This window comes from Nostoc sp. NMS7, assembly GCF_017115085.1.
Lineage (GTDB): Bacteria > Cyanobacteriota > Cyanobacteriia > Cyanobacteriales > Nostocaceae > Nostoc.
This window is the reverse complement of sequence record NZ_JABXKJ010000120.1, coordinates 1-14,079: the sequence shown is the minus strand read 5'-3', so window position 1 is coordinate 14,079 and position 14,079 is coordinate 1. Positions and strand designations below refer to the sequence as shown.

Here is a 14,079-nt window from a genome sequence, read left to right as displayed (position 1 = left end):
CGAGGACACGTTAGCAGCTGTCAGCATTGCTCACCTCTCGGATGGGGTTTACAAATGACCCCGTTTATCAACAGCAATGGGCTGACATGGAAAAGCACTCACCCAAGGCATTACCAGAACTATTCACGGGTAAACAGCAGGTGTGGGGGCTGCACTTAGAGCCTTTAGGAGATTATGTGGATGCTAAAATAGTGCCATTTCCTTCTCCACAAACTCCAGTCACACCTAACCAATCCGACCAAACTCAACCAGTGACTATTGACAAGCTGAGGGATTGGTACAGTGCCGCCGATAAGTTGAATAAGCCTGATGAATACAAAAAACGAATTGTGGAGTTAGCTAATGGGTTTAAGTCTGGTGAACAATTATCACAACTTGCATTATTCTCAATGAACAAAGATATAAAAGAATTTGTTCATATCAGCCGACTGACTCAAATTGCTCAGAGAATTGGCATGGTTTTGGGACAATCTCGGCAAGATGGTTTCACTGAAGTTAAAGGCAAGGTTTATGACCTCAGCTTTAACACCGAGCGCAAAGATTTGACTATCCAACAGAAAAATGGAGATATAGTTTTAGGTGTTCAATCAGGCAAAGTGCATACCTCACGAGTCACGCCTGAAATCATAAAAACTTTTGAAGGAGCTAACTCTCTTCTTGACAAGACTTACTCCTCTTATCAAGCCCAGTCAAGAGAAATTCATAGATAACCCTCTTTCAAGAAACAGAAATGTTTCTTTATATCCATAGGGAATGCGATCGCTTTCCTCGGACGCTTTTGTGTACCTTGTCAATGCGTAAGTCCTATACTTGTTTCCCACAGTTCGACTGCTTTTTGCTCATCGTAGGATTCATCAGACGATCGAATTTCGTTCAGTCCATCAAAATATCGGCCTGTCACCATTAAGAGTGCGGGATCGAGAATGAGCCGAGCCAGCGCACTGCCCATCACTTGAGAGTCTCTCGATTGCTCTAGAGTCGATGCTGACAGAGTTGCCCTGAGCGCGGAGCGTTCTGATTCGCTATAGTCTCGACTCAACTTTGTATCAAGCATCAAGCCCGGATTAAACGCATTCACTGTAATCTTCGACTGCTGCTTTTGCAAACGGCGCGAAAGCTCATAAGTACAGAGCAGGTTGCAGAGTTTGGAAGTGGTATAGCGCACCCGCCCAACCGTTCTCATGTCCATCTGATTATCATCACCCGTCGGAAATGCTAGGGCGTTTGCATCCTGATAGTTTGGGTGAGGCATTCCAGTATTTGTTTCTGGATTGTGGGTATCACTACTGACAAATACAATTCGGGAGCGATCGCTTAACTGTGGCAGCAGCAAATTGACAAGTAGAAAGTGTCCTAGATGGTTTACACCAAAGGTCATCTCGAATCCATTTTCTGTGTAGCGTGTGCCTGAAACGATTTGAACTCCTGCATTACAGACGATCGCCTCTAAAGGGGGATGTTCTCTGGTCTGGAAATCTTGCACGAACTGACGCACGGATGCCAGAGATGCCAAATCAAGGGTCATTCCTTCAATAAAAGAATAGTTCGTTTCAGCAGTCAATTGTTGAACCGCTTTTTCAACTCTGGGCAGATTTCGACTGGCGATGATAATGTGCCAGTCTTGTTTAGATTGTGCGATCGCTTGGGCGCAATAGTATCCCAGACCACTATTACCCCCTGTAACGATCACCGTTTTACTAGCTTTAATTGGAGTTTGCATCATGTTCAGCCTGTAAATTGAAAACCTATGTCAAACTTAAAGGATGGAGCATACTCCAATGTCAAGCAGAAATCTTCAATCTCAAGAGCGATCTATGTTGATTAGCGAACTCTCTCAGAAAGTAGGACTCTCGAAAGACACGATCCGTTTTTACGAGAAGGCTGGACTTTTAGACTCAAGCAGCAAGCGTTCAGAGAATAACTATCGGAATTACAGTGATGAAGCAGTCTCACGTTTAGAGTTCGTCCAGCATGGAAAAGCCCTTGGATTTACGCTCAGTGAAATAAGGAAAGCTCTTGATGAGTGGGACACCTCTTCAACTGAAGATAAGCTGCGGAGCATTCGCAATAAGATTGCAGAAATGGATCACAAGATTGGGCAGTTTCAAGCGTTTAAATCTCATCTCGTCGAGAAGCTCAAACGGATGGAAAGCACAGACAGGCGCGTAGCGTCTCGCAGAGAAGGTGGGGACTCCCGCAATACGTTGAAAAAATAAGCCACCCTCCAAGAGTGGCTCAAAGTTTTATCCAAGAATTTCAATCACCGCAGCCAGAATTGATGCTGCTTTGTCAGAAGTTGGAATAAAGACCCGCTTGCGCCATTGGATGATTTCAGTAAAACATCCCACAGCAACAAATCTGTCAGCCAACGATAAAGCATTGACTAATTCAATGCGGCGCTCACTTGCAATAGTAGAACAACGCAAAGTTACACCTCCGGGTAATTGCTCTGAATACCGCTCATTCAGTACCAGAGAAACTAATGACTCTGGAGAAAGTAGTTGATTCTTCATGCCCAATTGTTCAGCAACAGTACGAATATCTTGAGCATCAACCACTCGACCGAGAATTTTCTCTCCATTGCTGGTTTGCAATCGAAATACTCGATTATTTTTGTTTGGTAGGGTTTTCCAAATTGGCAGAAGAATGCCAGTTACAAGGTGAATATAATCAGTAGTAAACTTGGGCAATTCTTCAACTTCTTTAGACCAAGCTGCGACGAACTCGTTTACTGAAACCTCCTTCCATTGAGAGGCTTGTAACTTTTCTTGAGGTAGGCGTACTTCTTTTTGTGGTCGCATTAGCAAAACCCTTGGGACTACCCCACCCTGGTCATCAAATATACTATGAGTGGGAATGCAAACTGCGGCACTACCTGACTTGGAATTTACCATTAACCACCCTTGGTAGTTCGTGGCAAACTCAACCGCTTCAACAGCAGTTTTGATATCGGTCTTTTGAACTCGTTCGATTTTCAAGTAATTGGTAGTGCTACCGCTAACCGGATGAGTATAAACGGATTCAGTACTTGCAATAGTAAACCGTTCTGCCCGTAAAGTCTCGACACCAATCTCAAACACTCCTGCGGCTTTTGCAGTCTCGATCTGTTGACTTAACAGCAACTCAAACCTCTCGAAAATCACATTTTGCATCCCAATTTTCAAAGCCAGCAGTCGATTGAGAAACTGCCGCAAAGGTGGGAGGTCGATTTTCATTCCACCTTCGGTGGAAGTCAGCGAGAGTCCAGTCATTTGCTCAAAGGTTCCGAGTGGGACTTGGGCAAATCTGCCCTGATAAATCTGCTTAAATAATTCATACAAAGCATATTCAGCATAGTTCGACTCAAGATTGTCCTTAGTATCGAATATACCGTTGCCGCCTGTTTGCCTTTGTCCACGGGTGAGTGCGCCGAGACTGTCTAATCTCCGAGCAATGGTGGAGATAAATCGACGTTCTCCCCTAACATTGGTAGTCACAGGTCTGAATATCGGCGCAGATGCTTGGTTTGTACGGTGAGAGCGTCCCAATCCCTGAATTGCGTTGTCTGCTCTCCAACCAGCTTCTAAAAGGTAGTGCGATCGCCTTCTACGATTCACAGCATTTAGATCAGCATGATAACTGCGACCAGTACCACCCGCATCGCTAAATATGAGGATTTGTTTATCTCCCGCCATAAATGCGTTTGTTTCCGCAATGTTCGCACCATTAACTCTGGAATCCACAAACAGCCGTCCTGCTTCATCTTTTAGGACTCGTTTGCTGCGACCAGTCACTTCAGCTACATTCTTGCTACCAAAATGCCAAAGCAATTGCTCTAAAGCTCCAGGTATGGGGTCAAGACTTGCAAGTTTGTCTACCAATGCATCTCGTAACGATAGTGCTGCCTGTGAAATAATGGGCGAACCATCAGTATCAAAAGCTGGCTCCGACCGTTCTTCACCTTCAGAGGATGAATGAATCTCATACAGGTGTATGGGAAATGCGCTCATCAGGTAGTCCATAACATATTCTCGTGGAGTTAAGTCAAGGTTTAAGTCTTTCCACTCCTCTGTCGCAATCCCATAGAGTTTTCGCTTCAGTAATTCCTCATTAGTCGAAACTATCTGGATTACAACAGCATGACCTTGGGCGATATCCTGCTCAATGGCTTTAATCAGTTTCGGGCATTTCATCCCAGTCAGCAAATGATTGAAGAATCGTTGTTTGTCGGATTCAAACTGTGACATCGCGGACATTTTAGCCATACGGTTGTATGTTTTCGCGCCGGAGATATTACACGCTTCTAACGCCTTGTATAAGTTATTGTGGATTATTTGGAAAGCGTCGGCGTAACTGTCGTAGATGCTTTCCTGGGTAGGAGTTAAGTCAATTTCTAAGGTGTCGTATTCAACACCTTCAAAACTGAGCGATCGCGCCAGATATAATCCCAGCGCTTTCAGATCCCTGGCAACAACTTCCATTGCTGCAATACCGCCGACTTCGATGGACTCAACGAAATCCTCACGAGATGTAAACGGGAAGTCCCCAGTCTGCCATAGCCCCAGGCGATTAGCGTAAGAGAGATTGGAAACTTTGGTAGCTCCGGTAGCTGACACGTAGACAACCCGTGCTGAGGGTAGCGCATTTTGTAGCCGAAGCCCGACAATGCCTTGCATAGATGCTTTGACCATCCCCAGCTTACCCTCTTGTGCCATCGCATTGCCCATTGCATGACACTCATCAAAGGCGATCGCTCCCTCAAAATCTTTGCCAGCCCAGTCAATGATTTGTTTGAGTCGGCTTTTATCGCCTTTTTGTGATCTTAAGGTAGAGTATGTAGCAAAGAGAACACCTTCCGAAAAGGGGATTGGATCACCTAGTTTGATATTTCCCAGATCGATGATGTCTTTTTCACTACCACCTAGCGCACACCAATCGCGTCGCGCATCCTCAATCAGTGCAGAACTCTTGGAAATCCAGATAGCTTTCCTTCGTCCCTGACACCAATTATCGAGAATAATGCCAGCTACCTGTCGTCCCTTACCTGCACCTGTACCATCACCCAGAAACCAACCACGCCGGAATCTAACAGCACTTCGCTCACTATTCGCCGCGACTGTAACATTGTCAAGGGAGTCATCTACCAAGTAGGAACCAGACAAGAATTCTGAGTGGGCAAAACCTGCATAAACCACGCTTTCAAGTTGTGCTTCAGATAACAATCCTTGTGCAACAATGTGTTGAGGGAGATGCGGTTTGTAGGTGGGTGCTGGTGGAGAGACTAGTGCCAGCGCTGCACTTTCGCACAAGAGCGAGGGATGGGGTAAAGCATCCTTAATGCGAACTCTTTGTGGGCGATAGCTTTCATAAAGTGCATCTTTTAGTCCTTCGGTTGCAGTCCACTCGACAACCTCATAATTTAGGGGAGCAACATCTATAAATTGGGATGTAGCTTGAGTATCTGGTATAGAGTGGCTCTGTTTTAGCTTGACAAGACTTAAAGAAACCGTTTTTGGTGCAGTAGCTTGAGCATTAAGATTTGGTGGTTGCCACACCAGTCGAGTTGGGAGTTGCTCAATCAACTCCAGCAGTTCGGTAAGCTCCACTGTATGCGGTATACAAGCAATGTGAGTGGGATCAGCAGCCGGAACTTTATCAATCACCGTAATCCGGGTATCCATTTGTGTACCATGCTTCGAGTACACTTTACCGTTGACCCCGACTGAAAGCACAACTGTTGCTTTTTCCTGCATGTTGAGAAAAGTTTCTCGCCAAGCATCATTGCTTGGAGAAAACCAATTAGCAGTAATCGTTACCAGTCGTCCCCCATCTACCAGCCTTTGCAATGCTGAGTTGACATGACGTGGTGTGGCATCCGGGTTGCGATTCCTCACTTTGGGCGATGATGAAAACGGAGGATTCATCAACACTACAGATGGTTGAGTTTTACCCGCTAGGTAATCGTTGATTTGTTCGGCATTAACACCGAATAACGGAACACCTGGAAATAAGCGTCGCAGGATTTTACTTCTGTCTTCTGCCAGTTCGTTAAGCATCAAGCTTGCACCTTTAAGTTTGGCGAACTGGGCAAGAATACCTGTACCAGCACTTGGCTCTAGAACCAAATCATTGCTGTTGATTTGTCCAGCCATTGCTACCAAGTAAGCTAGGGGCAAGGGTGTAGAGAACTGTTGTAATTTTAGTTGCTCCTCACTGCGGCGTGTGTGAGTTGGGCAGAGTGTTTCTAGCTGTTGCAGTTCTAAAAGAGGATTTTGTGGTAATCCACTACGTTGCAGATATAGGATTAGTGCTACCTCTACAGCCTCATAAGCATCTTTCCACTGCCAAGCACCTTCTGCCGCAGTGCCAAGAAAGTACCGATTCATCTGTGCTTGAATCGTCTTTGTTGCCAGGGGACGCTTATCGAGCAAAGGTTTAACAAGATATGAGGCAACGTTGACCAATGATTGTCCGTAGTCTAAGACAGATATTAGGTCAAACAGAGAACCTTGTGTTGCGATTTGGCTCACCATATTTATACATATTAATTTTCACTCGAAATTTGGCGTAGCCATTGCTGAATTTAATAGCTCACGCCGACTCCGGGCGGTTACGCCATCGCCAACATCAAGCGATCGCTCCACTAAATTCAAATTGTGTTGATTTTTAGGAACTATGCAGCTTTCTTGGGTCTACCGGGTTTGCGAGACGATTCACCCGGCGCTGATTTGGGTTTCTTAGTAGAAGTAGCCTTGTGTTGATTTTTACTACGCTTCGGTTTTATTTCTTGGACTGGAGGGAGTAGTCTCAATGTTGTCAATGTCAGTACAACACTTTGATTTTCAAAAGTACTGTTAGGTAATGCTGGCTCTAGAGTCCAGGGATCAGGAATTTCATCAAACTGTGGAGCAATGAACGGGACTGGTTGAGTCTCCAGTTGTTCAAAGTCAGGAATTTCTTTAATCTGTGGGAAGAGCGTTGATGTTTGGGACTCCTCCAACACAGATGGTTGTGCAATTGTAACAGGTGGCAAAGGTACAATCCACAGCCCGTTGATCAAATCGAAAATCATCAGTGCAACAAACAAATTGAAAATTACTTCAATAGCCAGAGTGAGCGTAGATTGAATGGACATTTGATTTCTCCGAATTTTTGATGGTTGTCATCAGAAATTCGCGTAGCGATTCATATAGAAGTCGGAAGTCGGAAGTCAGAAGGACGCTCGCGGACTCGCTACCGCTACGCTAACGGAAGTACAGTTTTGTAACGGGGATAAAGACTCATTGCCACAAAACTTGCGCCTTCTTAGTTGCCGGGGACTTAAACCCACCGAATGAAAGTTAAATTTATGAAAAATTAAGTAGTTCAAGAAAGCAGAAAATGCCCTGAAATCAGAACTGATGATTTTTGGTTTTGACTCGCTGATACAGTTCTTCCATTGTTTCAATAAAGGAAGCATCATTGTGCCAGAAATCAGGAAAATCCCCTTGTTTCTTAATCAAAATTGCACAGATACTACTTGGAGTCGCCACTTCAATAGTTTGTGGTAATCGCTTTGTACCTAACCAAAATTCTCTGGCATTTGGCATTTGGTTAAGAGATTGTTTTTCTAGCTTAGTGTACAGCGAATTAGAAAGTTTTAAAGGAATTTCCTTAGTATTCAATTCCTCAGATAGAGCTTTTCCCAAAGGAGAATCAGCTAATTTTGCTTGAAGTTCTGCTTTCGATAATCCCCGCAGTTGAAATAACAACCAGGGATTATTATCTAATTGAGAAGCCACTAAATAGTAAACTCCAGCAATGTGCTTACAAGGATTAGCATAATCTGGACAAGAGCATTTAGTTTTGAAATCCTTACTACTATGGGGCAATAAATGTAATCCCAAATCAGAGAAAGTATCTTCAATATTTTCTGGAACTTCATTTAACAGCAATCGAGAAATAATACTAGCTTTAGAAGAAAGCTTTTGGATAGCTTCATTCCAACGTGTTTTAGCAATAGGTGTAATCTCAATCTTTATATTATAAGTTGGTTCTTTGTTAACTCCAAAATAGGGATTAACCGAGCCTCTGACTTTCGCAGTAATTTTATTTAAGTCAATCTCAAAACTTTTAACTTTACCACCGCTAGCATAAGACCGTCCTCTTTTGAGTCGGTTATCATCTGTAAAAGCTTCTAATACTTGAATAAAGCGATCGCCCCACCAAGTTCGACTAAATTTAGCCATAATATCTACTCCAAAATTGCACTCTTGTTCAATGAAATCAACCGCTTAAAGGCTTCATTATCTAATTCTGTGAGCCAAGATTCATCACTACCAACAACAGTATTAGAAAGTTTTTTCTTATCTTCAATCATTTGGTCAATTCTCTCTTCTAGAGTGCCAATAGTAACAAATTTATGCACAAAGACATTCTTTTTCTGACCAATGCGAAAAGCGCGGTCAGTTGCTTGGTCTTCAACTGCTGGGTTCCACCAACGGTCAAAGTGAAAGACATGGTTAGCTTTCGTGAGGGTGATACCTACACCCCCTGCTTTCAAGGAAAGGATAAAAACCGATGGTTCTGTATTTGGGTCTTGAAATTCGGTAATCATTTGTTCCCGACGTGGGTGACTGGTGCCACCATGCAAATAGTAAGTATTGCAATGCAGACTATGTTTGAGATGTTTTTCAATTTTTTCACCCACTTCCGTAAATTGACTAAAAATGAGTAAACTTTCTCCCTCATCAACTGCCTCCTCAACCATCTCTGATAACCGACTGAGTTTGTGCGAACGCAGTGGTGAAAATTCGCTCTCATCTTGCAGAAATTGGGCTGGATGATTGCAAATCTGCTTCAATTTCATCAGGGTTGAAAGAATCAATCCTTTGCGTTGAATTCCCTCTGCTGATTGCAATTGTTTTTCTACATCTAGTACCACCACTTCATAAAGCGATGCTTGCTCTTTGGTCAGGTTAGTGTAGAGTTTTTGTTCCACTTTATCTGGCAAGTCATTAATAATAGATTGGTCAGTTTTTAACCTTCGCAGAATTAGAGGTTCTACCAGTTTTTTCAAGGTGGCAGATTTCACGCGGTCATTGTCTTTTTGAATCGGAATCTCGAAAATTTTCCGAAACTGGGGTTCTTTACCCAAGTAACCAGGATTGAGAAAATTAAAAATTGACCATAAATCCAGTAAGCGGTTTTCTACAGGAGTTCCTGTTAATGCCAGCCGATGTTTAGCTCTTAATTTTAAAATAGCTTTAGTTTGGGCAGCTTTCGGATTTTTAATATTTTGTGCCTCATCCAGTACTAAACGTTGCCATTCGACGCTGCTCAATAACTTTTCATCTTTGCGGACTAAAGTAAAAGAACTAATTATCACATCGTTTTGTTGACAAGCAGCTTTGAAATCAGCTAGATTTTGCAGCCTAGTGCTACCATGATGCACCATAGTTTTTAAATGAGGTGCAAATTTGGCAATTTCCTTTTGCCAGTTGCCAACAACAGAAGTGGGGGCAATTAATAATGTTGGTAATGGAGATAAGTCAGTAATTTTTTCCCCGACTTTCAGAGCTTCATGCAATTCCTTTTCTTGCACTAATCGGGCAATCACCTGCACGGATTTCCCCAAACCCATATCGTCTGCCAAACAGCCATTTAATCCCAAACTTTCTAGATATTGTAGCCAGGAAACACCACGTTTTTGATATTCTCGGAGGGTGCCTTGCAGATTATCAAGTTCAGAAATTGGTTCTATGCGACTTTTATCTTGTAGCTTTGCGATCATCTCTGACAAAGCTTCATCATGTTCAATTTCCCATTCTGACCCCAATTCAGCACTGCGTTGTAGAAACTCCAGTAAGGTCATCTGGGGTTGTTCTTCACCGTGGGACTGCCAAAATTCGAGTAACTGCTGCATTTTATCCCGGTCTAATTCCATCCATTGACCGCGAAAATGCACTAGGGGAGTTTTAGCATTAATCAGTTGTTCCCATTCAATAGGTGTGACAGTTTGCTCCCCAATCGCTAACTCATACTGATACTCCACCAGTGAGTCTAAGCCGAAATAGCTTTTTGTTTCCCCTTTCGTTGCAGCAAGTTTACTACCCGATGCTTTGAGGCGAATTTTGGCGCGGCGACGACCTGTGGGAGTATACCAAGCAGGTACAATTACTTTGAATCCTGAGTCTTCTAACACCCAAGCACTTTCTTGAAGGAAGTCAAATGCTTCTTCTAAAGTAATTTGCATTGCGATTGGACTCGCTGTTTCCAACCCAAGCCATAGTTTGGGATACATCCGGGCTGCATACCCCAGATTCAGCAGTAAATTTATTTCAAAATCTTTACCAAAATCTTTATGTACGCCAGCTTTGGTAAATTGATTCATTGTCCAGTAGTCTGCTAACGTTAACTTCAAGGATGGATCTTGTTTACTGGCTACTAGAAATTGAATTTGCCAATTGTCTATTTGTTCATTATCAGGAGAATGTAACTGGAAGCACAGATGAAAAGGTGAATCAGCTTGAGTGCGGGTAATTTTGGTTTTCCACATCAACCATTGCCGATATTCCTCAAGGGCAGTATTTGTTGTTAGTGGGTTATGCTGACGAGGGTAAAAGCAAGATTCAATTAGAGAATCAGTAATTTGTTTGTCAAAAGCAGCTGTTGATGGGGTGTGAGTCACTAAATCGTCAAGTACATATTCGGAAAAGTGACGCAATAGTGTTTCTCGATCAAAAAACTCAATAGGATAACTAACTGTTGCTTTACCTGCCACACATATTAGTGGCATATAGTCAATATATTTAAGAATATTTGCTTCATATTGTTCCGAAATAATTTCCCAGGTGGCATAAATTTCAAATGCTGCTTTATCAGTCTTGCTTTTGCCTTTTTTCTTCGGATTTTCCGATGATAACTGTCGATATTTTAGTGCGGGAATAAATTGGTCTTTGAGGATTACTTGTTTAAAACTTTGAGTGTAATGATACCAAAATAATAAATCTGAACCAATTTGAAACGTCTCTGCATTATATATTGCTAAAAAATGGATATCTTTAAGTAGTTTGATAATATTAAGTGCTGTGACATTTTTGGTATACACTACTGTTTCATAACAATCAATCTGCCAATATTGGAATTCTTCATAGCTATCAGTCAACTCAATTTCTAAATACTTGGTTAATTCTGGTGAGGGTAGGGGCTGATTATTGGTGGTTGGTAAAGCAAAGTATTTAGGAGATATGCGTTGGCAAAATTTAGTCTTGTCTTCTTTAATTCCCAATTCTTCTACTAAAAAGGTGATTAATTCATCTTTTCCCAAATGTCCGGGATGAATTTGTTGACTATTGGTGTGACTTTTTGGGAATAATTGAGTTTCTACCCACAAGTAAAAAGACCCTGACTCAATAAAGTCAGTTTCCTCGTTTGGTATCCAGGTGCCATGAAGTATTCTCATTGTTGTGATGTCTCTGGATTGTTAGGAAATTCACGCGCCTTAGAATTACTTTAGCAAACAGAGGTACTAGAACTATTTTCTTTATGCAAAAGAAAGCGATGACGCTATCGTGCGAACGCTTGACTTACGCACTATAGAGGCAGCAATCCCATACTTCCCTTACAACTCAAAATCAAGAGTGAAGGTTTGGTCATCAGAATCCTCTTGGTTTTCGATAGTAGATGTCTCTTTAGTCGGCTGCTGGAGTTGATTTTTCTCAGTAGTAATCGGCGTGAAAGCCGCTTGTTGTGTCGGGAATGCACCCTTTCTGAAAGCAAAATAGCAATCAATTATAAAGTAAAGCGTCTCCAGGTAACTTTTACCTAGTTGCTGTGATTCGGCAAATATCCGCTCTCGGTAGCTATCTTTGATCCGAACTTTTTCCGGTGCCAAGTCAAGTTTATCTGTCATTGTTATAACTTAAGAGATGTAGATGCTGAATTCTTGCTGCTAATGGTTTTTGCCATTTCTAAAAGCCCAAAGACATTGGCTTCCACTGGATTGTCCAGGATTTTGAAGCCATTCTTTTCTAACAACTTTTTAAATCCAGGTAAGAGACAGCCTCCACCAATCGCCCAGATTTCATCCCCTTGGTGCTTGGCATCCAATGTGAGATTCACCACTTTCTTCAAGTATTTTTCATACCAATCTTTTAAACTTGCACTGTATATATCTTTGATATCGATGTCACGGCTGTATCGGGTATGCCCCATTTCCAAACAAAATCGGATTTTGGATGGATCTCCGATTTTTCCCCCATTTAAATGTTTCATTTTTTGGGAGATATCATCGATGAGAACTTCTACACCAATGGGGTAAGCGGTGTGAACTTCTCGTTGACCCCGGTTGTAACGAGAATAGAGAGTCGTACCATTGCCAAAGTCTAAAATGGTTAATTTTTTTGGTAGTGGATGCCCAAATAATGCACCCATACCCTCTAGTACAACTTTCAGCACTTCTACTTTTACTTCTGATTGTTTGCCAGCAAGTATTGGCTGATATTCTCCATTGAGTACTTTTTGTAATTCTTCAGCCAGACCAACGTCATGTAAGCTGACAACTAATTTTAAGTGCCAAGCCCTACGGTGTGGGAGATGTGCCAATGCACCCAATAAAGTCAACAACGCATTGTTGACTTTATTTTCATTATTGTCTGTGTTGCGGTCAAAATAATTTCCTGTACGGTAAGCAGACTCTCCAACGGTGTAAGCAGTACCGTTGAAAACTACACGTCCAGGTACATCTTCCATCTCGGCATTGGTTATATAGCTGGGCACACGAACTACTTCAAAGCCATCGACTAAAAGTTTAAGACTTCCGTAACCGTTATCGAAACCCGCAGGAAAAATTTTTTGCAACGTGTGAATGTTTGACATAAAGACAAAGGTAATACACTTTAATTTGTGAAAATTATCCGTTCAGATAATTTGAGGCAGCAGGGGAGAGAGAAATAAAATAACTACCCCTTTTTTCTCTAGGCTCAAGAATTTATCATAACCCCTTGGGGGCTAAGTGGGGTACAAAATATCTATCAATCGAATATATCCTATATAGCACCTATATACACCCTATATAGGGGTCAAAATCTTCCCAAAGCCTTGAACTATTGTTGGGGTACACATAGCCCCTATATAGCCCCCAATAGGAATTTTTGAAATCTTTTTTATCAACGCAGCAGAAATTAATTTAGATGGTTGACTGTTTGATTTATACTTTATTGTCAATCTTTTGTTGAAAAGCAATTCAGTCTTTCACTCTAACTTCTTGCTGACCAAGCCCCGTTGGGGCGGGGTATAGGGTGTCGGGTGGAGTCAGAGAGAAAGCCCCAACAACCCTTAGCTGGGCTTTTTTTGCGATCGCGGCAGAGGAAGTGTCGGGTGGAGTCAGAGAGAAAGCCCCAACAACCCTCTTCGTTACAAGCCCCGTTTTTCACTCACGATTCATTGGTCTGGGTTTCAAGCCCCGGCCAATGCCGTATCTCCTACACCCAATACTTTTCGGGTAAGGGGAAAAGGGAAAGAAAAAACCTTTAACCCTTCCCCTTTAACCTTTTCCCCAAACTAAATTCTGACGTTCAAAATGCACAAAGCGAATAGTATTGCTCCTACACCCTACACCCTACCCCCCGCACCCTTCTTGCTGACTATGTAACGAGTGCGTTATTACTTGCTTACAGGTTCAGCTTTCTCAACTGAATCATCATTAATACCCAAAGTCAATTCCAAAGGAGTTTTTTGGGCGTAAGTTTTTACTACTTGCCTATAAACATCATAATTAGTAGGTAGTGTCTGCTGAGTATTACCCACTCCGTAGGTCAATTTGTACTTTACATCTTTCACCAATTCAGGTTTTCCTGCCTCTTCTTGAGGTCTTTTACGTTGTTCAACTTCATCAACACCTGGTCGTGGCGGTAAGTAGGCCACCATAGCCCTCGGTCATCTGGGCCAACAACTGCTCCTGGCGGTTTCAATCCATTCCGATTCACCACTGAAGTATTCGCAAAGATTTCAATACGTGGCTGTGGTTGACTGGTTAGGTTATTCGCATACTTAACTTGCCAGGAGTAACTGGTGAGTGCTGTAGCTTCATACTGTTCAGCAGTAGTAGTGCTGCAACTA

General features: G+C 42.4%; 9 protein-coding genes and 1 pseudogene. 2 read left to right on the top strand and 8 right to left on the bottom strand.

What is annotated here, in order from left to right; genetic code table 11:
• The first annotated feature begins 41 nt into the window (after positions 1-41).
• Complete coding sequence (locus HWQ38_RS12270) at positions 42-710, top strand: hypothetical protein (RefSeq protein ID WP_292793696.1); 669 nt, start codon at positions 42-44, stop codon at positions 708-710.
• Between the two features lie 80 nt (positions 711-790).
• Here HWQ38_RS12270 and HWQ38_RS12265 read toward each other — a convergent pair whose 3' ends face one another.
• A complete protein-coding gene (locus HWQ38_RS12265; protein WP_292793694.1) occupies positions 791-1,723 on the bottom strand; it encodes an SDR family NAD(P)-dependent oxidoreductase in 933 nt (310 codons plus the stop codon).
• Between the two features lie 55 nt (positions 1,724-1,778).
• On the opposite strand from HWQ38_RS12265, the gene HWQ38_RS12260 reads away from it, so the two are divergent.
• Complete coding sequence (locus HWQ38_RS12260; RefSeq protein ID WP_292793691.1) at positions 1,779-2,216, top strand: MerR family transcriptional regulator; 438 nt, start codon at positions 1,779-1,781, stop codon at positions 2,214-2,216.
• Positions 2,217-2,243: 27 nt separating this feature from the next.
• Here HWQ38_RS12260 and HWQ38_RS12255 read toward each other — a convergent pair whose 3' ends face one another.
• The 7 genes and pseudogenes from HWQ38_RS12255 to HWQ38_RS12225 form a co-directional block, all read right to left on the bottom strand.
• Positions 2,244-6,512, bottom strand: coding sequence for a strawberry notch family protein (locus tag HWQ38_RS12255; protein ID WP_292793689.1), 4,269 nt, complete (start codon positions 6,510-6,512; stop codon positions 2,244-2,246).
• A gap of 140 nt (positions 6,513-6,652) precedes the next feature.
• Positions 6,653-7,114, bottom strand: coding sequence for a hypothetical protein (locus HWQ38_RS12250; RefSeq protein ID WP_292793687.1), 462 nt, complete (start codon positions 7,112-7,114; stop codon positions 6,653-6,655).
• Between the two features lie 256 nt (positions 7,115-7,370).
• Positions 7,371-8,207, bottom strand: a complete 837-nt coding sequence (locus HWQ38_RS12245) for an SWIM zinc finger family protein (protein ID WP_292793684.1) — start codon at positions 8,205-8,207, stop codon at positions 7,371-7,373.
• Between the two features lie 5 nt (positions 8,208-8,212).
• Positions 8,213-11,422 (bottom strand): DEAD/DEAH box helicase, encoded by a 3,210-nt coding sequence (locus HWQ38_RS12240; protein ID WP_292793682.1) that lies wholly within the window; start codon positions 11,420-11,422, stop codon positions 8,213-8,215.
• 159 nt (positions 11,423-11,581) lie between these two features.
• A complete protein-coding gene (locus tag HWQ38_RS12235) occupies positions 11,582-11,872 on the bottom strand; it encodes a hypothetical protein (RefSeq protein ID WP_292793679.1) in 291 nt (96 codons plus the stop codon).
• Positions 11,873-11,874: 2 nt separating this feature from the next.
• Positions 11,875-12,837: a ParM/StbA family protein gene (locus HWQ38_RS12230; protein ID WP_292793676.1), complete on the bottom strand. Its 963-nt coding sequence runs from the start codon at positions 12,835-12,837 to the stop codon at positions 11,875-11,877.
• Positions 12,838-13,623: 786 nt separating this feature from the next.
• A pseudogene (locus tag HWQ38_RS12225) lies at positions 13,624-14,079 on the bottom strand (hypothetical protein); the annotation flags it as partial.

Bases quoted from the DNA above. Each gene is read 5' to 3' on its own strand.
- HWQ38_RS12270 (WP_292793696.1), top strand. From the start codon at position 42: ATGGGGTTTACAAATGACCCCGTTTATCAACAGCAATGGGCTGACATG.
- HWQ38_RS12265 (WP_292793694.1), bottom strand. From the start codon at position 1,723: ATGATGCAAACTCCAATTAAAGCTAGTAAAACGGTGATCGTTACAGGG.
- HWQ38_RS12260 (WP_292793691.1), top strand. From the start codon at position 1,779: ATGTCAAGCAGAAATCTTCAATCTCAAGAGCGATCTATGTTGATTAGC.
- HWQ38_RS12255 (WP_292793689.1), bottom strand. From the start codon at position 6,512: ATGGTGAGCCAAATCGCAACACAAGGTTCTCTGTTTGACCTAATATCT.
- HWQ38_RS12250 (WP_292793687.1), bottom strand. From the start codon at position 7,114: ATGTCCATTCAATCTACGCTCACTCTGGCTATTGAAGTAATTTTCAAT.
- HWQ38_RS12245 (WP_292793684.1), bottom strand. From the start codon at position 8,207: ATGGCTAAATTTAGTCGAACTTGGTGGGGCGATCGCTTTATTCAAGTA.
- HWQ38_RS12240 (WP_292793682.1), bottom strand. From the start codon at position 11,422: ATGAGAATACTTCATGGCACCTGGATACCAAACGAGGAAACTGACTTT.
- HWQ38_RS12235 (WP_292793679.1), bottom strand. From the start codon at position 11,872: ATGACAGATAAACTTGACTTGGCACCGGAAAAAGTTCGGATCAAAGAT.
- HWQ38_RS12230 (WP_292793676.1), bottom strand. From the start codon at position 12,837: ATGTCAAACATTCACACGTTGCAAAAAATTTTTCCTGCGGGTTTCGAT.